A 24,347-nucleotide genomic window follows, 5' to 3' on the forward strand; every position below is an offset into this window, starting at 1 on the left:
ATAGCGGTGCGGTGGAGCGGTCGGGCTGCGACACACGGTCGCAGCCCGGGGCGATCACATGCCCGAGTAGTTCGGGCCGCCGCCGCCCTGCGGGGTCACCCAGACGATGTTCTGGGTCGGATCCTTGATGTCGCAGGTCTTGCAGTGCACGCAGTTCTGCGCGTTGATCTGCAGGCGCGCATTGTCGGCTTCGCCAACGAACTCGTACACACCGGCCGGGCAATAGCGGGCTTCCGGGCCTGCGTACTCGGCCAGGTTCACCTTCACCGGAATGCTGGGGTCCTTCAGCGTCAGGTGGCTGGGCTGGTTCTCGTCGTGGTTGGTGCTGCTCAGGAACACCGAGCTGAGGCGGTCGAAGGTCAGCACCCCATCCGGCTTCGGGTAGGCGATGCGGGTGTGCTTGGCGGCCGGTTCCAGGCAGGCATGATCCGGCTGCGTGCGGTGCAGGGTCCACGGCGGGTTGCGCACGCCCAGCTTCGGCAGCAGCCACTGCTCGACGCCGGTCATCAGCGTGGCCACGGTCTGGCCCTTCTTGAACCACTGCTTGAAGTTCTTGGCCTGCTGCAGTTCGGTGAACAGCCAGCTGGCTTCGAACGCCTTCGGGTAGGCGCTCAGTTCATCGTGCTGGCGGTCGGCGGCCAGCGCGTCGAACGCGGCGTCGGCGCACAGCATGCCGGTCTTGATCGCGGCATGGCTGCCCTTGATGCGGCTGGCGTTGAGGTAGCCGGCCTCGCAGCCGACCAGTGCACCGCCCGGGAACACCGTCTTCGGCAGCGACAGCAGGCCACCGGCGGTGATCGCACGCGCGCCGTAACCGATGCGGGTACCGCCTTCCAGATGCTTGCGGATGGACGGATGGGTCTTGAAGCGCTGGAACTCTTCGAATGGGCTCAGCCACGGGTTCCTGTAGTCCAGGCCGACCACGTAGCCGATGGCGACCTTGCCGCCGTCGGCGTGGTACAGGAACGCGCCGCCGTAGGTGTCGCTGTCCAGCGGCCAGCCGGCGGCGTGAACCACCAGACCCGGCTCATGCCGGGACGGGTCGATCTGCCACAGCTCCTTGATGCCGATGCCGTAGGCCTGCGGGTCCTTGCCTTCGTCCAGCGTGTAACGCGCGATCAACTGGCGGCCGAGATGGCCGCGCGCGCCTTCGGCGAAGATCGTGTATTTCGCCTGCAGCGCCATGCCGCGCTCGAACGCCGGGCCGATGCTGCCATCCTTCTCGATACCCATGTCGCCGGTGGCCACGCCGATCACTTCACCGTTGTCGCCGTACAGCACCTCGGCTGCGGCGAAGCCGGGGAAGATCGCCACTTCCAGCGCCTCGGCCTGCTGCGCCAGCCAGCGGGTCACTTCGCCCAGGCTGATGATGTAGTTGCCTTCGTTGTGGAAGCACTCCGGCAGCAGCGCGTTGGGCGTGCTGCGCGCGCCGGTTTCGCTGAGGAACAGGAATTCGTCACGGGTGACCTTCTGCTTCAGCGGTGCGCCGCGCTCGGCCCAGTCCGGGAACAGCTCGGTCAGCGCGCGCGGATCCATCACCGCACCAGACAGCACGTGCGCGCCTGGTTCGGACCCCTTCTCCAGCACGCACACCGACAACTCGCGGCCGGCTTCGATCGCGCGCTGGCGCAGGCGGATCGCGGTGGCCAGGCCGGCGGGGCCGGCGCCGACGATCACCACGTCGAATTCCATTACTTCACGCGGGGGCAGGGCGTTGGCTTCAGCGCTCATCGATTGCATGACTCGTGGGTAGGGCCGGCATCGGGGCCACCGGCGGTGCCTGGGAATCGCGCGTGCAGCCACGAGCGAAACGGTTGTTTGAATGTGTCAGGGTACCGGGCCGCGCGTGATCGAGCTAGATCGCCGATGTTCACGTCACGATTGCTGCGGTGCAGCGTAAGGCTGTGGCCCGGGTGGGTGCCGACCCTGGTCGGCACGCTCTGCCCGGATGACCGACAATGGCCGGGTCCTGACTGCGCGTGAGTGCCATGGCTTTGCATCCGTACGATCTGTTCGATGTCCGTTCCCTGCTCAATGAGGAAGAGCGCGCGGTGCAGGAGAGCGTCGCCCGCTTCACCAACGAGCGCGTGCTGCCGATCATCGGCGATGCCTTCGACCAGGCCCGTTTCCCCTCTGAACTGGTGCCGGAGATCGCCTCGCTGGGCCTGCTGGGCGCCACCCTGCCGGCCGAATACGGCGGCGGTGATCTGGGTGCGGTCAGCTATGGCTTGATCTGCCAGGAGCTGGAGCGCGGCGATTCGGGCCTGCGCAGCTTCGTCTCGGTGCAGAGCTCGCTGTGCATGTACCCGATCTATGCCTACGGCAGCGAGGAACAGCGCCAGCAGTGGCTGCCGGCGATGGCGCGCGGCGAACTGATCGGCTGCTTCGGCCTGACCGAGGCGCACGGTGGGTCCGACCCGGCCAGCATGAAGACCCGCGCGGTGCGCGACGGCAGCGACTGGCGCATCAGCGGCAGCAAGATGTGGATCACCAGCGGCCCGGTGGCCGACCTGGCCATCGTCTGGGCGCAGACCGAGGACGGCATCCAGGGCTTCGTGCTGGAGAAGGGCATGGCCGGCTTCACCACGCAGGAGATCAAGCACAAGATGAGCCTGCGCGCGTCGCTGACCGGCGCGCTGTTCTTCGATGACGTGCGCGTGCCCGACAGCCATCGCCTGCCGAACGTGAAGGGCCTGAAGGGGCCGCTGGGCTGCCTGACCCAGGCCCGTTACGGCATCAGCTGGGGCCCGATCGGTGCCGCCGTTGCCTGCCTGGATGAAGCGCTGGGCTATGCCAAGGAGCGCGTGCTGTTCGGCCGCCCGCTGGCCGCCACCCAGAGCGCGCAGATCAAGCTGGCCGAAATGGCCCGCCGCATCACCACCGCGCAGCTGCTGGCGCTGCAGCTGGGCCGCCTGAAGGAAGCCGGGCAGCTGCAGCCGCAGCAGGTCAGCCTGGCCAAATGGAACAACTGCCGCATGGCCATCGACATCGCCCGCGAATGTCGCGATCTGCTGGGTGGGGCCGGCATCACCACCGAACACGTGGCGATCCGGCACGCGCTGAACCTCGAATCGGTGATCACCTATGAAGGCACCGAGACCGTGCACCAGCTGGTGATCGGCCGCGAACTGACCGGCATCAACGCGTTCTGAAACCTGGTTCCGGTGGGTGCCAACCTTGGTTGGCACATCTTTCCAGAAGTTTCTGCAGCCGCCTTGACCTGTCTTTGGTAGGTGCCAACCTTGGTTGGCACACTCCTTCGGCACGCGACCGGGGAACAGTGCGGACCAAGGTCCGCACCCACCAGAAGCAGGTCACACCCACCAGCAGCGATCCACAGCCACCCCGGAGCGGTTTACGCGCCGCCGGCAAACCCATGCTGCCGCCACGCCTCGTACATCACCACGGCAACGGTGTTGGAAAGATTGAGGCTGCGGTTGCCCGGCCGCATCGGCAGGCGCAGGCGGCGGCCATCCGGCAGCGCATCGAGCACGTCCTGCGGCAGGCCACGGCTTTCCGGGCCGAACAGGAAGGCATCGCCATCTTCGAACGCCACGCTGTCGTAGCGGACGCTGGCACGCGTACTCAGGGCGAACAACCGCTTCGGTGCGATCCGCGCCAGCGCGGTGTCCAGGTCGGGGTGCACCTGCAGGCGCGAGTACTCGTGGTAGTCCAGGCCGGCGCGCTTGAGCTGCTTGTCTTCCAGTGCGAAGCCGAGCGGCTCGACCAGGTGCAGCTGCGCGCCGGTGTTGGCGCAGAGCCGGATCACATTGCCCGTGTTGGGCGGGATTTCCGGTTGGAACAGGATTACGTGGAACGGGGGCGCGGCATTCATCGGCGCAGTGTACCTGCGACGGCGGCCGCCTCTACGGCGCACGCCCTGCGCTGGGCAGGGCGGCACCGCTTACGGGCGCAGCAGGACCTGGGCGGTTTCGGTGGCCAGGGCCTGCAGGTCTGCAGCGCTCGGACGCACCTGCAGGGCCGGCAGGTTGACGATCACCTGGTTGGCGACGCTGGTGGCAGCGGCAGCCAGGGTGGCGGCGTAGCGCTGGGCTTCCAGTTCGGCGGCCAGGGCGACGCGCTGTTCCAGGCTCGGGCGCACTTCCACCGAGGCCAGGGTGGTGATCGGCATCGCGGCGGCGACCGGGGCGGCGACGTAGCCGCTGCGCTCGGCCAGCTGGTCGGCGCTCGGGCGCACTTCCACGGTGGCCAGGGTCGGGATGCCGCTGGCCTGTTCCCAGGCCTGCTGGGCCAGCTGGTCGGCGGCCGGGCGAACCTGCACGGTGGACAGGGTCTTGATGGATTCAGAGGCCTGCACCGACGAAACAACCGCGGTGCCGGCGATCAGGGCGATGGCGATGGCAATGGTCTTGGCGTTCATGACGGGGCCTGTTTAGTGTTGGTGATCAGTGGTGTGGTAGTAAGGTAGTACACCAATTCTGGGGATGCAAGTAGAATTTTCGATTTCCTGCATTTGTTCAGTCTTCAGTCAGCTTGAGTCTGAAGCCCTTCCTGGCGCAGGAAGTACCAAGCAATCCCCGTGCCAACTTTTATTCATTGATTTACAAGGGTTTTTTATCAATCGAAAAGTGTCCGGTGGGCGGACACCTGTCCATTCGATATGCCGCGGACACTGTCCGGACGCCTTCAGCCGGCACATGTGACGGTTCACGCCCGCCCGCCGGCTGGGGCCGGGCCGGATGGCCTTCAGGGCAAACACCCCCAGTGACTGGCGACCGATTCCTGCCGTTGCCTGCGCAGGCTAGGATCGGGATTCACCTATGTGACCAAGGATCCGGATATGTCTCTCGCCCTTCGCCCGCGCGCCGCATTGCTGGCCGTCGCCCTCAGCACCGCCCTGGGCACGCTTGCGCCCACCTCCGCGCTTGCCGCCAGGCCGGCGGCACCGGCCAAGGTCGATATCCCGTACGAGCAGTTCACCCTGCCCAACGGCCTGCGCGTGATCGTGCATACCGATCGCAAGGCGCCGATCGTCGCGGTCAACGTCTGGTACCACGTGGGCAGCAAGGATGAACCGGCCGGCCGCACCGGCTTCGCGCACCTGTTCGAGCACCTGATGTTCCAGGGCAGCGAGAACCACGACGGCGAATTCTTCGAACCGTTCAAGCAGGTCGGTGCCACCAACCAGAACGGCACCACCAACACCGATCGCACCAACTACTTCGAGAACGTGCCGACCACCGCGCTGGACATGGCGCTGTGGATGGAGTCGGACCGCATGGGCCATCTGGTCGGTGCGATCGACCAGGCTGCGCTGGACGAGCAGCGCGGCGTGGTGCAGAACGAGAAGCGCCAGGGCGAGAACCAGCCCTACGGCCAGGCCTGGGACCAGATCAACAAGGCGCTGTATCCGGTTGGCCACCCGTACCACCACGGCGTGATCGGCTCGATGAACGATCTCAACGCGGCCTCGCTGGATGACGTGAAGACCTGGTTCCGCACCTGGTATGGCCCGAACAACGCGGTGCTGGTGCTGGCCGGCGACATCGACCTGGCCACCGCCAAGGAGAAGGTCGCCAGGTACTTCGGCAGCATCCCCGCTGGCCCGACCATGGCGCAGCCGGCGGTGAACGTGGCCAAGCGCAGTGCCGATACCCGCGAGACGATGACCGACAAGGTGCCGCAGGCGCGCATCTACCGCGCCTGGAACGTGCCGCAGATCGGCACCGCCGACATCGACCAGTTGCAGCTGTTCTCCGAAGTGCTGGGCGGCGCCAAGTCCTCACGCCTGAGCCAGCGCCTGCAGCACCAGGACAAGCTGGTGGACAGCATCGGCTCGGGCCTGTCGACGTCGCAGCTGGGCTCCAACTTCGTGATCGTGGCGACCGTCAAGCAGGGCCAGGACCCGGCCAAGGTCGAGAAGATCATCGACGAGGAACTGGACCGCCTGATCAAGCAGGGCCCGACCGCGGCCGAGCTGGAGCGCGCCAAGACCGGCGCCCGTGCCGGCTTCATCCGTGGCATCGAGCGCATCGGTGGCTTCGGCGGCAAGGCCGATGCGCTGGCCGAGTGCGCGGTGTTCACCGGCGACCCGGGTTGCTTCCGCACCTCGCTGGCCAACATCGAGAAGGCCAGTGCCGCCGATCTGAGCCGCCTGGGCGCAGAGTGGCTGGACAAGGGCAGCCACACCCTGGTGATCGCACCGGGTGAGCGCGTGGCGCTGAAGGAAGAACCGAGCCAGACGCCGAAGCCGTTCACCGTGCCGGCGGTGGACCCGAAGTACAGCACCCTGCCGGAACAGGTGGACCGCAAGGCCGGCGTGCCGCAGACCCGCGAGTTCCCGCAGCTGAAGTTCCCGGCACTGCAGCGCGCCACGCTGAAGAACGGCACCCAGGTGATCCTGGCCGAACGCCACGAGATTCCGGTGGTGCAGTTCAGCTACCAGTTCCCGGGCGGCTTCAGCGCCGACCAGGGCCGCAAGCCCGGCACCGCCAACTTCACCATGAGCCTGATGACCGAAGGCGCCGGCAAGCTCGGTTCGCTGGCCTTCGCCGACGCCGCCGACGCACTGGGCGCCAGCCTGGATGCCTCGGCCGGCCTGGACTCGATGAGCGTGGACCTGTCGGCGCTGAAGGAAAACCTGGCACCGTCGCTGGCGTTGTACCGCGACCTGCTGCGCGAACCGCGTTTCGAGCAGGGCGAGATCGACCGGGTCAAGGCGACCTGGATCGCCGGCATCCAGCAGGAGAAGGTGAACCCGGGTGCAGTGGCCATGCGCGTGCTGCCGCCGCTGCTGTACGGCAAGGGCCACCCGTACGCCATCCCGTTCACCGGCAGCGGCGACGAGGCGGCGATCAACGGCCTGACCCGCGAAGATCTGGTTGATTTCCACCACGACTGGCTGCGCCCGCAGAATGGCACCCTGATCGTGGTCGGTGACACCACCCTGGCCGAGATCGTGCCGCTGCTGGACAAGCAGCTGGGCGACTGGAAGGCGACCGGCGAGGCGCCGCAGGTGAAGGCGGCCACCGATGTCGCGCTGCCGAAGGGCCCGCGCGTGTTCCTGATCGACCAGCCGGGTGCGGTGCAGGCCAACCTGTTCGCCGGCCAGGTGGTGGCGCCGTCCAGCGCCGCCAGTTCGACCCGCTTCGACATTGCCAACGGCGTGATCGGCGGCGACTTCACCTCGCGCCTGAACATGAACCTGCGCGAGGACAAGCACTGGTCGTACGGCGCGCGCAGCAGCGCGACCAGTTCGGTGGGCCAGCGCCCGTGGATGGCCAGTGCGCCGGTGCAGATCGACAAGACCGGCCCGGCACTGGCGGAAATGCGCAAGGAGATCGCCGCATTCGCCGACGGCAGCAAGCCGGCCACCGCTGCCGAAGTCAACCGCATCCGCAACATCCAGACCCTCAGCCTGCCCGGTGCCTACGAGACCGCCAGTGCCGTGGCCGCGACCATCGGTTCGATCGTGCAGTTCAAGCGCCCGGACGACTATGTGCTGCGTCGCAAGGCCGAGATCGAAGCGATGACCCCGGCGCAGGTGCAGCAGGCTGCTGCCGAGATCAAGCCGCAGGCCCTGACTTGGGTGGTGGTGGGCGATCTCAAGCAGACCGAAGCGGCCGTGCGCGCGCTGAACCTGGGCGAGGTGACGGTGATCGACGCCGAGGGCAACCCGGTCAAGAAATAAGGCACGACCCCGGCCCGCCTGTGGCGGGCCGGCTCCCCCGGTAGTGCCGGCCACTGGCCGGCAAACCCTTAAGGCGTCGGAGCCCCCTGCGGGGGATCCGACCCCTCTGCCGACCTGGGGTCGGATCCCCCGCAGGGGGCTCTGACCCCGGCCCCGGCTACCCCCGATTCAGGCTGTTCAGGCAGAATCGCCCCATACCCTTCCAGGATCTGCCCATGCGCGTTCTGCTGCTTTCCTCTCTGCTGCTCACCGTCACTGCCTGTACCTGGGTGCCGATCGAACCGGCCGGCAAGGCGACCCGCGTGTTGCCGGCAGGTCCGGTTCCGGCCGGCTGCATCGCCAAGGGCGAGGTGGTGGTCACCGTGAAGAGCAAGGTCGGCTTCTACAACCGCAACCCGCTGCGCGTGCAGGAAGAGCTGGAAACCCTGGCCCGCAACGAGGCCCCGAGTGCTGGCGCCAACGCCGTACAGGCCGCCGCCGCGCCCGCCGATGGCAGCCAGCGGTTCGCCGCGTTCCAGTGCCCGCCGCGCTGAACGCTTCACCATACGGCCAAGCCTGAATTCGTAAAGATGCGGTGAAGGCCCCGGGGGTTATAGAATAGCGCCCCCTTTTGCCTGAGCCTTGGCGCTAACCTCGATGCTCTTCAAGAATGTCTCGATCGCCGGCCTGGCACACGTTGATGCGCCGCATACGCTGACGACCAAGGAAATCAACGAGCGGCTGCAGCCGACGTTGGATCGCCTCGGTATCCGCACCGACGTGCTCGGCGATATCGCCGGCATCCATGCCCGCCGCCTGTGGGACAACGGCGTGCTGGCGTCCGATGCCGCCACCATGGCCGGCCGCAAGGCGCTGGAAGACGCAGGCATCGATGCGACGCAGGTCGGCCTGCTGGTCAACACCTCGGTCAGCCGCGACTACCTGGAGCCGTCCACCGCCTCGATCGTGTCGGGCAACCTCGGCGTCAGCGACGAGTGCATGACCTTCGACGTCGCCAATGCCTGCCTGGCCTTCATCAACGGCATGGATATCGCGGCGCGCATGATCGAGCGTGGCGACATCGACTACGCGCTGGTGGTGGATGGCGAGACCGCCAACCTGGTGTACGAGAAGACCCTGGAGCGCATGACCGCCCCGGACGTCACCGCCGACGACTTCCGCAACGAGCTGGCCGCCCTGACCACCGGTTCGGGCGCCGCCGCGATGGTGATGGCGCGCTCGGAACTGGTGCCGGATGCACCCCGCTACAAGGGTGGCGTGACCCGTTCGGCCACCGAGTGGAACCAGCTGTGCCTGGGCAATCTGGACCGCATGGTCACCGATACCCGCCTGCTGCTGATCGAAGGCATCAAGCTGGCCCAGAAGACCTTCACCGCCGCCAAGATCGCCTTGGGCTGGGCCGTGGAAGAGCTGGACCAGTTCGTGATCCACCAGGTCAGCCAGCCGCACACCGCTGCGTTCATCAAGAACTTCGGCATCGACCCGAAGAAGGTCATGACCATCTTCGGCGAGCACGGCAACATCGGCCCGGCCTCGGTGCCGATCGTGCTGAGCAAGCTCAAGCAGCTGGGCAAGCTGAAGAAGGGCGATCGCATTGCACTTCTGGGCATTGGTTCCGGCCTGAACTGCTCGATGGCTGAAGTGGTCTGGTAAGCAGCCCGCTGCCCGACCTCCTGTAGAGCCGAGCCATGCTCGGCTCACGCGCGCAGCGCGGCTCTTCCGCAGCGGACCGGAGAGCAGCCGAGCATCGGCTCGGCTCCACATTGCGCCGCGACTCTCCCTAGGTGCTCCGCATGCGCGATCTTCCCGGTTACCCCGCCCACCCGCAGCGCTTCGAGGTTCGCCCCGGCCTGTCGATGAACTATCTCGACGAAGGCCCGCGCGATGGCGAAGTGGTGGTGATGGTGCATGGCAACCCGTCGTGGAGCTACTACTGGCGCACGCTGGTGGCCGGCCTGTCGGACACATACCGCTGCATCGTGCCGGACCACATCGGCATGGGCCTGTCGGACAAGCCCGATGACAGCCGCTACGAGTACACGCTGCAGTCGCGCGTTGACGACCTCGATGCGCTGCTGAAGCACCTGGGCATCACCGGCCCGGTGACCCTGGCGGTGCACGACTGGGGCGGCATGATCGGTTTCGGCTGGGCGCTGTCGCACCACGACCAGGTCAAGCGCCTGGTGGTGCTCAATACCGCCGCGTTCCCGATGCCGGCGGCGAAGACGATGCCGTGGCAGATCGCGCTGGGCCGCCACTGGAAGATCGGCGAGTGGATCATCCGCAGCTTCAATGCGTTCTCGTCCGGTGCCTCGTGGCTGGGCGTGGAGCGGAAGATGCCGGCCGACGTGCGCCGCGCCTACGTGTCGCCGTACAACAGCTGGGCCAACCGCATCAGCACCATCCGTTTCATGCAGGACATCCCGCTGTCGCCGGCCGACAAGGCCTGGTCGCTGCTGGAGCGGGCCGGCAAGGCGCTGCCGTCGTTCGCCGACCGACCGGCCTTCCTCGGCTGGGGCCTGCGCGACTTCGTGTTCGACCACCACTTCCTGAAGGGCTTCCAGGCCGCGTTGCCGCAGGCCCAGGTGCATGCCTTCGAGGACGCCGGGCACTACGTGCTGGAAGACAAGCACGAAGTGCTGGTGCCGGAGATCCGCGCTTTTCTGGACAAGAACCCGATCTGATCGGTGTGCCGACCAACGGTCGGCACCCACCCCTTCCTCTTCCGGTGGGTGCCGACCGTTGGTCGGCACACTCGAAGGGTTCATGAGGTTGCCGGCCAGCGGCCGGCACTACTACGCCGCGACCGGTGCCTGCGGCGGTGAGGACGGGCTGTTGCCGTTGTCGTCCGGGTGATCGTCGTCATTGTCGGCGTCATCGCGCCAGCGCCAGTCGGCCAGCGTCAGCGGGTCCAGGCCGTAGGCGATGCGTGCCTTGTCGCACTGCGGGCTGGCCTTGCCGTACTCCCACGATGCATCCACCTCACGGCACACGCTGGGCCGGTTGGGGTGGATGGTGCAGCGTGAGTACACGCCGATCTGCGCGTCCAGCGCCACGCAGCGCACCGGCTTGGAGTGGGTGCCGCGCATGCACAGGCGGTGCGGGTCCAGCACCTCGGTCAGCTGGTGCGGCACGCCGCCGGGGGTGACCTCGTCCGATTCCATCCAGTGGAAGGCCACGCGGTATTGGGTGCAGCAGGCGCCGCAGGTCATGCAGGGATGTTGCATGGGCAAGCCGCCTCGGGCGGCAGTCGGAATCAGGAACGAGGGTGCGGATTTTCCACGAAGTGGGCCGCCGCGCAAGAAATTCCGTAAGCGGCGACAATGAACGGATGAACCGACCCTGCAACATTGCCGCGCGCCTGCCTGAACTGGCGCGTGAACGCCCTGACCAGATCGCCATCCGCTGCCCGGGCCGCCGGGGCGCCGGCAACGGCATGGCCGCCTACGATGTCACCCTGGATTACCGCCAGTTGGACGCCCGCAGTGATGCCATGGCCGCCGGCCTGGCCGGCTATGGGATCGGCCGTGGAGTGCGCACGGTGGTGATGGTGCGGCCGTCGCCGGAGTTCTTCCTGCTGATGTTCGCGTTGTTCAAGCTGGGCGCGGTGCCGGTGCTGGTCGATCCGGGCATCGACAAGCGCGCGCTGAAACAGTGCCTGGACGAGGCGCAGCCGCAGGCCTTCATCGGCATTCCGTTGGCGCACGTGGCGCGGCTGGCGCTGCGCTGGGCGCCGTCGGCAACCCGCCTGGTCACCGTTGGCCGCCGCCTCGGCTGGGGCGGTACCAGCCTGGCCGCGCTGGAGCGCGCCGGCGCCAAGGGCGGGGCGATGCTGGCCGACACCGATGGCGAGGACATGGCGGCGATCCTGTTCACCAGCGGCTCCACCGGTGTGCCCAAGGGCGTGGTCTACCGCCACCGCCACTTCGTGGGCCAGATCCAGCTGCTGGGCAGCGCGTTCGGCATGGAAGCGGGCGGCGTGGACCTGCCGACCTTCCCGCCCTTTGCCTTGTTCGACCCGGCGCTGGGCCTGACCTCGGTGATCCCGGACATGGACCCGACCCGGCCGGCGCAGGCCGATCCGGCACGCCTGCACGATGCCATCCAGCGCTTCGGCGTGACCCAGCTGTTCGGCTCGCCGGCATTGATGCGGGTGCTGGCCCGGCATGGCCGGCCGTTGCCGACGGTGACCCGGGTGACCTCGGCCGGTGCGCCGGTGCCGCCGGACGTGGTCGCCACCATCCGCAGCCTGCTGCCCGCCGATGCGCAGTTCTGGACCCCGTACGGCGCCACCGAGTGCCTGCCGGTGGCGGTGGTCGAGGGGCGTGAGCTGGAGCGTACCCGCGCGGCCACCGAGGCCGGCGCCGGCACCTGCGTGGGCAGCGTGGTGGCCCCGAACGAAGTGCGCATCATCGCCATCGATGACGCGCCGCTGGCCGACTGGTCGCAGGCGCGCGTGCTGGCGGTTGGCGAAGTGGGAGAAATCACGGTGGCTGGCCCGACCGCCACCGACAGCTACTTCAACCGCCCGCAGGCCACGGCCGCCGCGAAGATCCGCGAGACGCTGGCCGATGGCAGCACCCGCATCGTCCATCGCATGGGTGACGTGGGCTACTTCGATGCGCAGGGCCGGCTGTGGTTCTGCGGGCGCAAGACCCATCGCGTGGAAACCGCACAAGGGCCGCTGTACACCGAACAGGTCGAGCCGGTGTTCAATACCGTGCCCGGCGTGGCACGCACGGCACTGGTCGGCGTTGGCCCGGCGGGTGCGCAGGTACCGGTGCTGTGCGTGGAACTGCAGCGTGGCCAGAGCGACAGCCCGGCGCTGCAGGAAGCGCTGCGTGCGCATGCCGCAGCGCGCACGCCTGAGGCCGGCCTGCAGCACTTCCTGGTGCATCCCGCGTTCCCCGTCGATATCCGTCACAACGCCAAGATCGGCCGCGAGAAGCTCGCCGTCTGGGCCAGCGCCGAACTGGAGAAGCGCGCATGAAGATCCTGGTCACCGGTGGTGGTGGTTTCCTTGGCCAGGCGCTGTGCCGCGGGCTGGTTGAACGTGGCCACCAGGTGCTTGCGTTCAACCGCAGCCACTACCCGGAACTGCAGGCCATGGGCGTGGGCCAGATCCGCGGCGATCTGGCCGATGCGCAGGCAGTGCTGCACGCGGTGGCCGGCGTCGATGCGGTGTTCCACAACGGCGCCAAGGCCGGCGCCTGGGGCAGCTATGACAGCTACCACCAGGCCAACGTGGTCGGCACCGACAATGTCATTGCGGCATGCCGCGCGCACGGCATCAACCGGCTGGTCTACACCTCAACGCCCAGCGTGACCCACCGCGCCACGCATCCGGTGGAAGGCCTGGGGGCTGACGAGGTGCCGTACGGCGAGGACTTCCAGGCACCGTATGCGGCGACCAAGGCGATCGCCGAACAGCGCGTGCTGGCCGCCAACGATGTATCGCTGGCGACGGTGGCACTGCGCCCGCGCCTGATCTGGGGCCCGGGTGACCAGCAGCTGGTGCCACGCCTGGCCGAGCGTGCACGTCAGGGTCGCCTGCGCTTGGTCGGCGACGGCAACAACAAGGTCGATACCACCTACATCGACAACGCCGCACTCGCGCATTTCCTCGCTTTCGAGGCATTGGCGCCGGGTGCCGCGTGTGCGGGCAAGGCCTACTTCATTTCCAACGGCGAACCGCTGCCCATGCGCGAGCTGGTCAACCGGCTGCTGGCCGCTGTTGGCGCGCCGACGGTGGACAAGGCGATCAGTTTCAAGACCGCCTATCGCATCGGCGCGGTCTGCGAACGGCTGTGGCCGCTGCTGCGCCTGCGTGGCGAGCCGCCGCTGACCCGCTTCCTGGCCGAGCAGCTGTGCACGCCGCACTGGTACAGCATGGAGCCGGCCCGCCGCGATTTCGGCTATGTGCCGCAGGTCAGCATCGAAGAAGGGCTGCGCAGGCTGAAGGCTTCATCTGCTGCATAGATCGCCGTCACTGGTTGCACACCGCAGGATCGGGAGGATGGACCCACGCCATCCAAGGCTCGACCACCCGCGAGGAGCGCCATGCTGCATTACGCCATCATTTTCTTTGTCATCGCCATCATCGCCGCCGTTCTGGGCTTTTCCGGCATTGCCGGCGCCGCAACGAACATCGCCTGGATCCTGTTCGTGGTGTTCCTGATCCTTGCGGTGATCTCGATGTTCCGCAAGCGCGGCTAGCCGGTAGTGCCGGCCGCTGGCCGGCATCGCTTTCCGCAGAGTCGAGCCATGCTCGGCTCTGCGGGCGATCACAACGCTACGCGGCGCTGTGCAATCCGCGATCGGCTTCGTGACGCTCCAGTGCCAGTTCGATCAGGCGCGTAATCAACGTCGTGTAATCGACTCCGCTGGCACCCCACAATTTCGGGTACATGCTGATGCGGGTGAAGCCCGGCAGCGTGTTGACCTCGTTGATGACGATCCCGCCGCCCGCAGTTAGGAATACGTCCACGCGCGCCATGCCGGCACACTCCAGCGCCTGGTAGGCCTGCAGTGCGATCTGCTGGATGCGCGCCTGGGTTGCGGCATCGATATCCGCAGGTACCACCACCTCGGCGCCAGTTTCGTTGATGTACTTGGTGTCGTAGGCGTAGAACTCGTCGTGCACCACCACCTCGCCGCACAGGCTGGCCTGCGGGTGCGCGTTGCCCAGTACCGCGCACTCGATCTCGCGGCCGACCACCGCCGATTCCACCAGCACCTTGTGGTCGTAGCGCAGCGCCAATGCCAGTGCCTCGGCGAAGCCCGCTGCGTCCTTGACCTTGCTCACGCCCACCGACGAACCCTGGTTGGCCGGCTTCACGAACAGCGGCAGGCCGAGCTGCGCGATCACCGCATCGACATCGACCGTTGCCGCCTGGTGGCGACGGATGCACAGCCACGGTGCCACCTGCAGGCCAGCGTCGCGCAGCAGGCGCTTGGTCACGTCCTTGTCCATCGCCACTGCCGAACCCAGTACCGGCGAGCCGACGAAGGGCAGGTTGGCCATGCGCAGCAGGCCCTGCAGCGCACCGTCTTCGCCCAGCGGCCCATGCACGATCGGCAGCACCACATCGATCTGGCCCAGCGCGCTGGCCGGATCGGACGGCTGCAGCTGTGCCTGTTCCGCACCCGGGCGCACCGCCAGCGACTGGCCCGAGCGATGCAGCGCGATGCGCGACGGATCATCGGCGTTGATCAGGAAGGTGTCCGGCTGGTTCAGATGCCACTGGCCCTGCTTGTCGATGCCGACCAGCACCGGCTCGAAGCGCTCGCGATCAAGCGCATCGAGGATGTTCTTCGCCGACTGCAGTGAAACCTCGTGCTCGGAGGATTTGCCCCCGAAGATGATGCCGACCCGGGTCCGTGCCATGGGAATGCGATGTCCTGTGCGTTGCGTGGCCGTACAGCATGAACCTTCCGTTGCCACGCAGGTGAGGCACAGATGAACCGCCGGGCTGCCGGCTCGGGTAGCGGCCAACCTTGGTTGTCCCCCCAGACATCCAGCGCCGACCAAGGTCGGCATCCCCCAACACGAGATCCGATCAGCATTGGGGTCAGAGCCCGTTGCGGAGCAACGGGATCCGACCCCGGATAGTCCGACAGATCGCAGCAAACTGTCGAAGGCGGGGTGGGTCCGGTTGCGGGGGCGTGAGCCGCATGGATGCGGCGACCGAGCTTACATGGACGTACTTGCAGCGTCCCCCGCAATCGGACCCACCCCGCCATCCCACGGATCGCCAGCTTTTGATGTTGATCTTGCCGGCCAGCGGCCGGCACTACCGCGGGTGCCGGGCGGCAGCCCGGCGCAAGCCCCCCACCCACGCAGGTAGAATGCGCACATGGCTCTTTCCCTGCTCAAGTCCCTCAAGCCGGTCGCTGGCCGCGCCCTGCAGATCGCCCTGAACCGCGCGCTGGCGCTGGATCCGGATACCCGCCATGCACTGGCCAGCCTCGATGGCCGGCACATCGACCTGACCCTGGAAGCGCCGTCGCTGGCGATGCGCATCAGCGTCGACGGCGACCAGCTGCGGGTCGGCCCGGTGGATGCGCAGGAAGCCGACCTGGCCGTGCGCAGCAGCCTGGCCGGCGTGCTGGCGCAGCTGCCGCTGCTGGCCAACGCACGGCGCGGCGAGTCCAACAACAAGGGCCGTGTACGCGTGGCCGGTGACGCCGAACTGGCGCGACGCCTGCAGCAGCTGGCCAAGGGTTTCGACCCGGACTGGCAGCAGCCGTTCGTCAGCGTGTTCGGCGAGGTACTGGGCGTGCAGGTGGCCAACACCCTGCGCAGCGCCCTGCAGCACGCGCGCCAGGGTGCGATCGATCTGGCCCACAGCGCTGCCGAGTTCATCACCGAGGAATCGCGCGACGTGGTACCGCGCGCCGAACTGGATGCCTTCCACGATGATGTGGACGTACTGCGTGATGACGTCGAGCGCCTTGGCGCGCGCGTCCAGCGCCTGCGGGGTGCCGCATGAAGGCCGTGCTGCGGGCAAGCCGCATCGGCCGGGTGATCCTGCGCTACCGCCTGGACGACCTGCTGCACGGCACGCCGGCTGAGCGCTGGCTGCGCCTGGCCAAACCGTTCGTGCCGCGTGCCTCGGCCGACATCGCTGTACAGTCGCGCGGTGCGCGTCTGCGCCTGGCGCTGCAGGATCTCGGTCCGATCTTCGTCAAGTTCGGCCAGATCCTGTCCACCCGCCGCGACCTGGTGCCGCCGGACGTGGCCAACGAACTGACCCTGCTGCAGGACCGGGTCAAGCCGTTCGACGGCGATACCGCGCGCCGCATCGTCGAGGAAGCACTCGGCCTGCCGGTCAGCGAGGCATTCGCCAGCTTCGATACCGAACCGCTGGCCTCGGCCTCGATCGCACAGGTGCATGCGGCCACGCTGGCCGATGGCCGCCAGGTGGTGGTCAAGGTGCTGCGCCCGGGCATCGAGAAGCAGATCGACGCCGACATCGCCCTGCTCAACTCGCTGGCCGCCCTGGTCGAGCGTACCCATCCGCGTGCCGACAAGATCCGTCCGCGCGAAGTGGTGGCCGAAGTCGAGAACACCCTGGCCGCTGAGCTGGACCTGCAGCGCGAAGGCGCCAATGCCAGCGTGCTGCGCCGCTTCTGGGAAAACAGCGACGACCTGTACGTGCCGGAAGTGATCTGGAGCCACACCGCCGAGCGCGCGCTGACCCTGGAGCGCGTGTGGGGCATTCCGTCCGATGACATCGCTGCACTGGACAAGGCCGGCATCGACCGCAAGGCGCTGGCCGCCAAGGGCGTGCGGGTGTTCTACACCCAGGTGTTCCGCGACAACTTCTTCCATGCCGATGCGCACGCCGGCAACATCTGGGTCGATACCGATCCGTCGCGTCGCGCCAACCCGCGCTTCATCGCGCTGGACTTCGGCATCATGGGCCAGCTGTCGCAGGAAGATCAGTACTACCTGGCCGAGAACTTCATGGCCATCTTCAACCGCGATTATCGCCGCATCGCCGAACTGCACGTGCAGGCGCGCTGGATGCCGGACAACGTGCGCATCGATGATCTGGAAGCGGCCGTGCGTTCGGTGTGCGAGCCGTACTTCACCCGCCCGCTGTCGCAGATCTCGCTGGCCGAAGTGCTGATGAAGCTGTTCCGCGTGGCGCAGCGCTACCAGCTGACCCTGCAGCCGCAGCTGATCCTGCTGCAGAAGACCCTGCTGAACATCGAAGGTGTCGGGCGCCAGCTGGATCCGCAGATCGACATCTGGGCGGTGGCCAAGCCGGTGCTGGCGAAGATCCTGCGCGAGCGCTACAGCCCGCGTCGGGTCGTGCGCGAGATCGGCAAGCGCTTGCCGGAAATCATGACCCACGCGCCGGACATGCCGCGCCTGGTGCACGCCTGGCTGACCCAGCAGGTGGAGGGCCGCCATGAGCTGGCGATGCGCTCGCGCGATCTGGTCGCGCTCGATGCCAGCGTGCAGCGCCTGCAGAAACGCGCGGTCGGTGCGATCACCGGCGTCGGCCTGCTGGCCATCGCCGCACTGGTGTACGTGCTGCAGCCGCCAGGCTGGTACTGGGGCGACCTGCCGATGTGGAGCTGGGTGTCCGGTGCCGTCGGCGCGCTGGCGCTGGCGCGCGCGTGGTGGCGCTGAAGCCTGTTGATCGAGGGTCGGCGGCGTCACGCGCCGCCGACCCGCCACGGCTCTACCAGTGGTAGCCCAGGCCCAGGTGCGACTGCACGCTCTGGAAGCGGTCCAGGCGCGTCCTGTGCCAGGTCTTGCCAATGCCCATGTCCAGCACCAGATGCTCCCCCAGCGGCTGGCTGCGGCGCAGGAAGGCACGACGTGCATCGTGTTCGCGCAGCAGCAGCGGATCGGAATCGGCGGTGTAGCCGGACGTACCGCTGCCCAGCCACAGCTGGGTCGAACCACCGCCCTGCGCATCCTTCAGGCGCAGTGACAGCGTGGTGCCATGGCCGTCGGGCCCATTGGACTGGCGATGCCGCTCGTGGCGCAGTGAGGTGGTCACGCGCGGGAAGTAGTGCGAGGCACCTACCGACCAGCCACTCACGTATGCGCCGGCATGGTACTGGGCGTACTTGCCGCCCACGCTCAGCACGGTCTGCGGTGCCACCTTCCACTGGAAGTCCTGGTTGAGCTGGCGGTTGACGAATACCGGGTCATCGTTGGAGGCGGTGAAGGCGGTGCGGGTCGAAAAGCGTTGACTCCAGCGCTGGTGCAGGGAGCCCTGCACCCGATTGCCGCTGAAGCGTTTGCTGCCGTAGTCGCGTTCACCATGGGCCAGGCCCAGATGCCAGCGGCTGTCACCGCTGCGACCGGCCACATCCACGGTCTGTACGTCGCGCTTGCCAAAGCCATCGGTGTAGTCGGCATGATCCAGCTGCACCGAGACCCGGTCGATGCCGGCATGGGCGCTGGACACAGCCAGCAGCAGGGCGCACGGCAGTGCGCCACGGATGATCAATCGCATGGGGTTACTCCAGGGGTTGGGAATGCAGCGACTGCAGCAGCCGGTAGCGACCGGGCGGCAGGTTTCGTTCCACGGTGATGCGCGGGCCGAACTGGCTGCCCGGGGCGACGATGCGACCGGGCAGGATGATCACGCCGACGCCCAGCGCGGCACCTTCGCCGATCCAGGCGCCGAGCTTGTCGCGCTGGCTGTCGATGACGGTGTCGCCGATGTGGACGGTGACCGTTGCGCCATCCAGGCGATGGTTGCTGGTACGCACCAGCGCGCCCAGGTAGGCACGGGCGTCGACGCGGCTGTCGGCGATGAAGCACTGCGGGCCGATGCAGGCACCGTCGCCGATCAGTGCGTTCTTCAGTTCACTGGCAAAGCCGATGCGCACACCATCACCGATGTGCAGCGGACCGCGCAGCAGTACGTTGTTGCCGATCAGGCAGTCGCGGCCGATCGATACCGGCCCGTGCAGCTGGGCGCCGTCGCAGATGCGGCTGCCAGCGCCGATCCGCACCTCGCCCCGCACGATCGCACGCGGCGAAACCTGGGCGCTGGAATCGACGTGGGGTGGCAGCGTCGATAGCGCGTCGGCCATGGCGGCGAGGTCATTCCACCACATGCGGATACCTGGTCGGCTTGTCGCGTGCCGGCTCGCGGCCGGTAAACAGCCCGGCCACGCCATGCATCAGCCAGATCGCATAGGCGAGCAGCACGTACAGCATCGAGAACGCGGCGGCAGGGACCAGCGACGCGCGGCGGTGGTGGATCGCACTGATCACCGCCAGCAACATGACGATGCCGATCCAGAACAACGGCATCACCGACAGGGCGAGGCCACCCGGCCCATGCAGCTGGGCCGCACCGAACCAGACCTGCAGCGTCAGCACGATGCCGGCAAGGGCAAGCAGCATCATCGGCAGGATGCTGAACACGCCGAAGCGGGTCAGCAGCAGGCCGCGATGCAGGCGCATGCATACCGCATAGCCGACGATCCAGCGTCGCCAGCGCCGCCATTCCTCCACCAGCGTGTTGCATTCCTGCGGGTAGACCACGCAGCGCACGCTCTGGCGGACACGGTAGCCCTGCGCGACCAGCGACCAGGACATGTCCAGGTCTTCGACGCGGGTGCGGTCGGAGAAACCGACCTTGCGCAGCACCGAGGTGCGGAACAGGCCACACGAGCCGGAGACGATGAACGGTGCGCCGCCCAGCCACTGCTGGAAGCTGCGCTTGATGACGATCATCGGCAGCTTCAGGCTGGCGCGCACATGCGGCAGGAAGCCGGCACCCTGCAGGCTGGACGAGGGTACGCCACCGACCGCATCGGCACCGCGCTCGATCTCGTCCAGCAGGTGGCCCAGGCCATGGCCGCGCGGATCGATGTGGGTGTCGGCGTCGGTCAGGAACACCTGCTCGGCGGTGGCGTGCCGCAGGCCATGCATCAGAGCGCCGCCCTTGCCGGTGTTGGCCTGGTGCACGGCCACGAGGCGCCCGGGCCAGCGCGCCTGCAGCGCATCGAGTACCTGGGCGGTGTTGTCGGTCGAACCGTCGTTCACGCAGATCACCCGTGCCACGTAGGGGTTCTGCAGCAGGCCGGTCAACGAGCGCTCCAGACAGGGGGCTTCGTTGTAGGCCGGCACGATCGCATCGATGCTGTACAGGCGCGTGCTGGGGCGACGCGAGGCCTGCACGCACACACGCACCAGGATGAAGGCACACATGGCCAGGAACAGCAGCGTTTTCATCACAGCACCAGCCGGTAGGGCACGAAGCCCTCACTGGGGCCGATGCCGATCTGCTGGCCGCGGAACTGCGCGTGGCAGCGCAGGTGGTCCTCCTGCATGTAGTGGCGATCGCCCTGGCTGGCATGCTCGCGCAACGCATGGATCTTCAGGTCCAGTTGTGCGCTGATGTCCTCGAACACCTGCGGTGCGAACTGCGGCAGGGTGCTGGGGCTCTCGTAGCAGAGGATCTGCGGGATGCTGCGGCAGGCGATGATTGACGCTTCATGGACGGTGCGATGGTCCTGGTGGTGGTCTTCGCCGCACATCGTGTAGACGCGATGCGGTGCGATCTGCGCGCAGGCCTGCTCGATCACCGCGACGATGTCGTTGCGGCAGGCAGGAAAGCGCGTATCCGGGAAATCCTGCTGGATCACCTCGGTCACACCCAGGCGGCGCAACGCGCGGTGGGATTCGTCGCTGCGGTCGATGCCGGCATGGCAGCCACGGCCACCACGGCTGAGCACCAGCGCATGGATGCGTGCACCGTCGCGGGCCAGCTTGGCCAGGCTGCCGCCGCAACCGAGTTCGATGTCGTCGGGGTGGGCGCCGATTGCCAGAATGTCGAGAACCATGGCCGTGTCCTTGCGGAAACCAATGAGGGCCGCGGGCCGGTGGACCATCCCGCGTGAAGAAGGCGGGAACTATCGCAACCCCATCGGAGTACAGGCTTAAGACAAGTACGAAATGTGGCCGGACAGGCCACAATGCTCACCCTTGCTGTGGCAAATGAAAGAAGCAATGACGATGCAGCTTTCGGAATTGAAGAACGAACTGGCACGCTTCGGTGCTGAAAACGACGCGCATGAAACCGAGCGCGCCCGGCGCATGCTCAACATCACGCCGGACACCGGTGAATTCCTGTCGGTGCTGGTGCGTTTCGGCAATGCGCGCCGGGTGCTGGAGATCGGCACCTCCAACGGTTACTCCACGCTGTGGATTGCCGAAGCCGCAGCCGCCATCGACGGCCACGTGACGACGCTGGAATACGCCGGAGACAAGGTGGCGATGGCGCGTGACACCTTCGCGCGCAGTGGCCTTGCCGATCGCATCACGCTGGTCCACGGCGATGCCGGGCAGTGGCTGGCACAGGCCGCCGATGCCAGCATTGACCTGCTGTTCCTCGATTCGGACCGCGAACAGTACGCCGGCTGGTGGCTGCAGCTGCGCCGTGTGCTGCGGCGGGGCGGCCTGCTGGTGGTGGACAACGCCACCTCGCACGCCGCGCAGATGGAACCGTTGCGCGCGTTGCTGGATGCCGATCCGGACTTCGGCACCAGCCTGGTGCCGGTGGGCAACGGCGAGCTTCTGGCCGTGCGCAACGCTTGACCGCCGCGCCACCAACCCGGGGTCAGATCCCTTTCCGCAGGAAAAGGGATCTGACCCCGATCAGGGCGCCCGTATAATCCTGCGGTGAGCACCGAACCTGACACCCTCGCCGCGGTCGAGACCGAAACCGCGCCCCTGCAGCTGCTGCACCTGGACGAGCGCCTGGCCGTGGTCAACAAGCCCGCCGGGCTGATGGTCCACGACAGCAAGCTGGCCCGTGGCGAAGATGATTTCCTGGCCGACCGCCTGCGCGAGCAGCTGGGCCGCCCGATCTTCCTCGTGCACCGCTTGGACCGGGCCACCAGCGGCTGCCTGCTGCTGGCCTTCGACCGCGAGACCGCCAGTGCGCTGGGCAAGGCGTTGATGGGGGGTGAAGTGGCCAAGGACTACCTGACGGTCTGCCGGGGCTGGCCGGCCGAGCTGTCCTGGCGGGTGGACCATCACCTGGATGGCGGCCCGGGCAAGCCGGTGAAGAAGCCGGCGGTCACCGACTTCCAGCGCCTGGCCACCGGCGAGCTGTCGGTGCCGGTGGGTGAGTTCAGCAGTTCGCGCTACGCGCTGCTGCGCTGCCAGCCGCAGACCGGGCGCTTCCGGCAGATCCGCCGGCACCTCAAGCACCTGTCGCACCACATGATCGGCGACACCAGCCACGGCGATGGCCGCCACAACCGCATCTTCCGCATGCAGGGCGTGCACCGCATGCTGCTGCACGCCGAGCGCCTGCGCTTCCCGCACCCGGACGGTGGCAGCGTGGATGTCAGTGCGCCGCTGGATCGCGAGTTCCAGAAGGCGCTGGACCTGTTCGGCTGGCAGGTGGAAGACGCCTGATGCTGCTGCGGTAAGCCGAGCGTGGGCTCGGCTCTACAGCCAGCGGCCGGGCGTGGCCCGGCGCACCCCGTTATTTCTTTTCCGGCTCGTTGACGATCGCTTCCAGGTCCTTCTGCAGATCCGCGAACAGCGGCTGCATGCGCGCCTGGATCGCCACCATCACGTTCTGCATCAGCGCCGGGGTCTTGTCCAGCAGGCTCTGGCCGGCCGCGCTCTCGTAGAACTCGGCCATTGCCAGCACGTCTTCCTTGCTGAAGGTCTTCTTGTACAGGTCCACGTACATGGGCCGCAGCTGTTGCCACGACATCGCCTGGCGCAGGGTCTGGCTGGTCCGGGCCTGGATCCGCTTCAGCTGTTCCTGCTGCTGGGCGGTGAGCTGGCGCTGCGCGGCCACCTGCTGGAACTGCTGCTGCTGCATGGCTTCGATCTGAGGCACCATGGTGTCGATCATGCTCTGCGCGCGCGAGGCCGACAGCAGGCGGTTGATGTCGCCGTCGGTCGGCGGGGCGGCCAGGGCCGGAACGCTGGCCACGGCCAGCGCCAGCAGCAGGGCGGCGCGGCGCAGCAGGGACGGCAGGGCGGGTGTGGAGCGGGTCATGCGGGGCTTCCTGCGGTACATGGGACCGCCAGCATACCCGCAGCCCAGGCGAAGGCGGCGTGTTCGGTGCCTGATCGGCGGCATACGGGGCGCGATGGCGTACTTCACCACGTGCCTGCCGCTACAATGCGCGGATGGGCAGTGGACCGGTCACCATCAGCGCGCAGCTTGAAATCCCCGACGGCGAGATCGTCGAGCGGTTCGTGCGCGCCAGTGGCGCCGGCGGCCAGAACGTCAACAAGGTGTCCACCGCGGTGGAACTGCGTTTCGACGTGGCCAACTCGCCCTCGTTGCCCGAACCGTTGCGCGCGCGCCTGCTGGCGCGGCGTGACCGGCGCATGACCGGCGAAGGCGTGCTGGTCATCGACGCGCAACGATTCCGCACCCAGGATCGCAATCGCGAGGATGCGCGCGAGCGGCTGGCGGCCTTCATCCAGGCCGGGCTGAGCGTGCCCAAACCGCGCAAGGCCACCAAGCCGACCCTCGGGTCGAAACTGCGTCGTCTGGACGCCAAACGCGGGCGCGCGCAGATCAAGCGCGGGCGCTCATCACGTGACTGGGAGTGATTGCTTGAACAACCCGACTTCGTTGCTGCCGGCCGTGCCGCCGCAGATGCCACAGGTCAAACCCAACGCCTTCCTGCGCTGGCTGGCGCGCTGCACCCTGCGCATGGGCGGCTGGAAGGTGACCGGCACCCTGCCGGACATCCCCAGGCTGGTCTTCATCATCGCCCCGCATTCGTCCAACTGGGACGGGCTGTGGGGCATGGCGGCCAAGATCGCGCTGGGCATGAAGGTGAAGGTGCTGGGCAAGGCCTCGCTGTTCTGGTGGCCGCTGGGCCCGCTGCTGCACAAGCTGGGCGTGATCCCGCTCGATCGCAGCTCGCCGCAGGGCACCGTCGGCCAGGCCGTGGACCTGCTGCGCAACAACGAGAAGATGTGGTTCGCCATCACGCCCGAGGGCACCCGCAAGGCCGTGAAGGACTGGAAGGCCGGCTTCCTGAAGATTGCCCGGATGGCTGACGTACCGATCCTGACCGCGTATTTCCACTATCCGGAAAAGACCATCGGCATCGGTCCGCTGTTCACCCCGAGCGGCGACGATGTGGCCGACATGGCTGCCATCCGCGAGTTCTACCGGCCCTGGATCGGCAAGACCCGCGGCACGGTCTGAGCCGGTTGCAGGCC

General features: G+C 67.5%; 24 protein-coding genes. 14 read left to right on the top strand and 10 right to left on the bottom strand.

The window, feature by feature from the left end:
- Nucleotides 1–54: 54 nt before the first annotated feature.
- The gene (locus tag QP609_RS00800; protein WP_041862952.1) at nucleotides 55–1,731 is read right to left on the bottom strand and encodes an electron transfer flavoprotein-ubiquinone oxidoreductase; all 1,677 of its coding nucleotides are present in this window, start codon (nucleotides 1,729–1,731) and stop codon (nucleotides 55–57) included.
- Nucleotides 1,732–1,988: 257 nt separating this feature from the next.
- Between QP609_RS00800 and QP609_RS00805 the strand changes: the two genes are divergently transcribed.
- Nucleotides 1,989–3,152, top strand: coding sequence for an acyl-CoA dehydrogenase family protein (locus QP609_RS00805; RefSeq protein WP_046427898.1), 1,164 nt, complete (start codon nucleotides 1,989–1,991; stop codon nucleotides 3,150–3,152).
- Nucleotides 3,153–3,355: 203 nt separating this feature from the next.
- Here the strand turns inward: QP609_RS00805 and QP609_RS00810 are convergent, their stop codons facing one another.
- Nucleotides 3,356–3,835 carry a tRNA (cytidine(34)-2'-O)-methyltransferase gene (locus QP609_RS00810; protein WP_049441773.1) on the bottom strand — a complete coding sequence of 160 codons (480 nt, stop codon included), beginning with the start codon at nucleotides 3,833–3,835 and terminating at the stop codon, nucleotides 3,356–3,358.
- A gap of 69 nt (nucleotides 3,836–3,904) precedes the next feature.
- On the bottom strand, nucleotides 3,905–4,381 hold the full coding sequence (locus tag QP609_RS00815; RefSeq protein WP_005407626.1) for a hypothetical protein: 477 nt from the start codon (nucleotides 4,379–4,381) through the stop codon (nucleotides 3,905–3,907).
- 420 nt (nucleotides 4,382–4,801) lie between these two features.
- On the opposite strand from QP609_RS00815, the gene QP609_RS00820 reads away from it, so the two are divergent.
- From QP609_RS00820 to QP609_RS00835, 4 genes are all read left to right on the top strand, one after another.
- Nucleotides 4,802–7,651, top strand: a complete 2,850-nt coding sequence (locus QP609_RS00820; RefSeq protein ID WP_169411661.1) for a pitrilysin family protein — start codon at nucleotides 4,802–4,804, stop codon at nucleotides 7,649–7,651.
- Between the two features lie 215 nt (nucleotides 7,652–7,866).
- Nucleotides 7,867–8,184: a DUF4156 domain-containing protein gene (locus QP609_RS00825; RefSeq protein ID WP_005407628.1), complete on the top strand. Its 318-nt coding sequence runs from the start codon at nucleotides 7,867–7,869 to the stop codon at nucleotides 8,182–8,184.
- A gap of 103 nt (nucleotides 8,185–8,287) precedes the next feature.
- Nucleotides 8,288–9,304 carry a 3-oxoacyl-ACP synthase III gene (locus QP609_RS00830; RefSeq protein ID WP_014035559.1) on the top strand — a complete coding sequence of 339 codons (1,017 nt, stop codon included), beginning with the start codon at nucleotides 8,288–8,290 and terminating at the stop codon, nucleotides 9,302–9,304.
- Between the two features lie 140 nt (nucleotides 9,305–9,444).
- A complete protein-coding gene (locus tag QP609_RS00835) occupies nucleotides 9,445–10,335 on the top strand; it encodes an alpha/beta fold hydrolase (protein ID WP_014645544.1) in 891 nt (296 codons plus the stop codon).
- Between the two features lie 111 nt (nucleotides 10,336–10,446).
- Here the strand turns inward: QP609_RS00835 and QP609_RS00840 are convergent, their stop codons facing one another.
- On the bottom strand, nucleotides 10,447–10,878 hold the full coding sequence (locus QP609_RS00840; protein WP_029380125.1) for a YkgJ family cysteine cluster protein: 432 nt from the start codon (nucleotides 10,876–10,878) through the stop codon (nucleotides 10,447–10,449).
- A gap of 104 nt (nucleotides 10,879–10,982) precedes the next feature.
- Between QP609_RS00840 and oleC the strand changes: the two genes are divergently transcribed.
- From oleC to QP609_RS00855, 3 genes are all read left to right on the top strand, one after another.
- Nucleotides 10,983–12,641: an olefin beta-lactone synthetase gene (gene oleC / locus QP609_RS00845; RefSeq protein WP_197621842.1), complete on the top strand. Its 1,659-nt coding sequence runs from the start codon at nucleotides 10,983–10,985 to the stop codon at nucleotides 12,639–12,641.
- On the top strand, nucleotides 12,638–13,630 hold the full coding sequence (gene oleD / locus QP609_RS00850) for a 2-alkyl-3-oxoalkanoate reductase (RefSeq protein WP_014645546.1): 993 nt from the start codon (nucleotides 12,638–12,640) through the stop codon (nucleotides 13,628–13,630). The genes oleC and oleD overlap by 4 nt, the downstream gene beginning before the upstream one ends.
- An 81-nt stretch (nucleotides 13,631–13,711) precedes the next feature.
- On the top strand, nucleotides 13,712–13,867 hold the full coding sequence (locus tag QP609_RS00855; protein ID WP_005407633.1) for a DUF1328 domain-containing protein: 156 nt from the start codon (nucleotides 13,712–13,714) through the stop codon (nucleotides 13,865–13,867).
- 76 nt (nucleotides 13,868–13,943) lie between these two features.
- On the opposite strand, the gene ddlA is transcribed toward QP609_RS00855, so the two are convergent.
- On the bottom strand, nucleotides 13,944–15,038 hold the full coding sequence (gene ddlA / locus QP609_RS00860; protein ID WP_099475899.1) for a D-alanine--D-alanine ligase: 1,095 nt from the start codon (nucleotides 15,036–15,038) through the stop codon (nucleotides 13,944–13,946).
- Between the two features lie 469 nt (nucleotides 15,039–15,507).
- Here ddlA and QP609_RS00865 point away from each other — a divergent pair, with 469 nt between their 5' ends.
- Together QP609_RS00865 and ubiB are read left to right on the top strand one after the other, a co-directional pair.
- The gene (locus tag QP609_RS00865) at nucleotides 15,508–16,143 is read left to right on the top strand and encodes an SCP2 sterol-binding domain-containing protein (RefSeq protein WP_005420772.1); all 636 of its coding nucleotides are present in this window, start codon (nucleotides 15,508–15,510) and stop codon (nucleotides 16,141–16,143) included.
- Nucleotides 16,140–17,795, top strand: a complete 1,656-nt coding sequence (gene ubiB / locus QP609_RS00870; RefSeq protein WP_014645548.1) for a ubiquinone biosynthesis regulatory protein kinase UbiB — start codon at nucleotides 16,140–16,142, stop codon at nucleotides 17,793–17,795. Before QP609_RS00865 ends, ubiB begins: the two co-directional genes overlap by 4 nt.
- A 52-nt stretch (nucleotides 17,796–17,847) precedes the next feature.
- Here ubiB and QP609_RS00875 read toward each other — a convergent pair whose 3' ends face one another.
- Genes QP609_RS00875 through QP609_RS00890 form a run of 4 tightly spaced genes read right to left on the bottom strand, consistent with a single transcriptional unit; the run spans nucleotide 17,848 to nucleotide 20,980 of the window.
- Entirely contained in the window at nucleotides 17,848–18,633 is a 786-nt protein-coding gene (locus tag QP609_RS00875) for a YaiO family outer membrane beta-barrel protein (RefSeq protein ID WP_032962225.1), read from the bottom strand.
- A gap of 4 nt (nucleotides 18,634–18,637) precedes the next feature.
- On the bottom strand, nucleotides 18,638–19,243 hold the full coding sequence (locus tag QP609_RS00880; RefSeq protein ID WP_197621765.1) for an acetyltransferase: 606 nt from the start codon (nucleotides 19,241–19,243) through the stop codon (nucleotides 18,638–18,640).
- Nucleotides 19,230–20,369: a glycosyltransferase family 2 protein gene (locus QP609_RS00885; protein ID WP_014645551.1), complete on the bottom strand. Its 1,140-nt coding sequence runs from the start codon at nucleotides 20,367–20,369 to the stop codon at nucleotides 19,230–19,232. Before QP609_RS00885 ends, QP609_RS00880 begins: the two co-directional genes overlap by 14 nt.
- On the bottom strand, nucleotides 20,369–20,980 hold the full coding sequence (locus tag QP609_RS00890) for a PIG-L deacetylase family protein (RefSeq protein WP_014645552.1): 612 nt from the start codon (nucleotides 20,978–20,980) through the stop codon (nucleotides 20,369–20,371). The genes QP609_RS00885 and QP609_RS00890 overlap by 1 nt, the downstream gene beginning before the upstream one ends.
- A 166-nt stretch (nucleotides 20,981–21,146) precedes the next feature.
- On the opposite strand from QP609_RS00890, the gene QP609_RS00895 reads away from it, so the two are divergent.
- Together QP609_RS00895 and QP609_RS00900 are read left to right on the top strand one after the other, a co-directional pair.
- The gene (locus tag QP609_RS00895) at nucleotides 21,147–21,734 is read left to right on the top strand and encodes an O-methyltransferase (RefSeq protein ID WP_197621766.1); all 588 of its coding nucleotides are present in this window, start codon (nucleotides 21,147–21,149) and stop codon (nucleotides 21,732–21,734) included.
- An 84-nt stretch (nucleotides 21,735–21,818) separates the two neighbouring features.
- Nucleotides 21,819–22,562 (top strand): pseudouridine synthase, encoded by a 744-nt coding sequence (locus QP609_RS00900; protein ID WP_197621767.1) that lies wholly within the window; start codon nucleotides 21,819–21,821, stop codon nucleotides 22,560–22,562.
- 70 nt (nucleotides 22,563–22,632) lie between these two features.
- On the opposite strand, the gene QP609_RS00905 is transcribed toward QP609_RS00900, so the two are convergent.
- On the bottom strand, nucleotides 22,633–23,160 hold the full coding sequence (locus QP609_RS00905; protein WP_014645555.1) for a DUF2059 domain-containing protein: 528 nt from the start codon (nucleotides 23,158–23,160) through the stop codon (nucleotides 22,633–22,635).
- A 134-nt stretch (nucleotides 23,161–23,294) separates the two neighbouring features.
- Here QP609_RS00905 and arfB point away from each other — a divergent pair, with 134 nt between their 5' ends.
- Nucleotides 23,295–23,726, top strand: a complete 432-nt coding sequence (gene arfB, locus QP609_RS00910; protein WP_005420755.1) for an alternative ribosome rescue aminoacyl-tRNA hydrolase ArfB — start codon at nucleotides 23,295–23,297, stop codon at nucleotides 23,724–23,726.
- A gap of 4 nt (nucleotides 23,727–23,730) precedes the next feature.
- Nucleotides 23,731–24,333 carry a lysophospholipid acyltransferase family protein gene (locus QP609_RS00915; protein ID WP_014645556.1) on the top strand — a complete coding sequence of 201 codons (603 nt, stop codon included), beginning with the start codon at nucleotides 23,731–23,733 and terminating at the stop codon, nucleotides 24,331–24,333.
- Nucleotides 24,334–24,347: the final 14 nt, after the last annotated feature.

It is taken from the genome of Stenotrophomonas sp. 8(2023), assembly GCF_030345295.1.
GTDB lineage: Bacteria > Pseudomonadota > Gammaproteobacteria > Xanthomonadales > Xanthomonadaceae > Stenotrophomonas > Stenotrophomonas muris.